Below are 342 nucleotides of genomic sequence, written 5' to 3' on the forward strand. Positions count from 1 at the left end.
TCAGCAGAAAGGCCAGCTGCGGCCGCCAGTGTTCCGCTTCCGGGTAGAAGCCGTAGAGAAACTGATCCAGCCGGTTAGCGATAAATACCCAGCAGGCACCACCGCTGGTGCAGGCGTCCCGGCTGGTGCCTACCCAGTCTGAATCGATGAAGATCCATTGAATGGTGGGCACCAGAAAGCTGATCAGAAAATAGCCAACCACCAGGGTGGCAACGGAGTTAAAAGGCCCGTTAAACAGATTTTTTCGCAGCCAGCCGACCACCCCAATCATACTGGACGGTGGGGGCAGCGTGGGTTGAATATCATATTTCATAGCATCCCCTCCTAGCGTTCTGTAAGCTG

1 pseudogene is annotated in these 342 nt (G+C 55.0%); it reads right to left on the minus strand.

From position 1 onward, the window contains the following. A pseudogene (locus tag JW499_RS23230) lies at positions 1-313 on the minus strand (amino acid ABC transporter permease); the annotation flags it as partial. Positions 314-342: the final 29 nt, after the last annotated feature.

Source organism: Amphritea pacifica (genome assembly GCF_016924145.1).
Lineage (GTDB): Bacteria > Pseudomonadota > Gammaproteobacteria > Pseudomonadales > Balneatricaceae > Amphritea > Amphritea pacifica.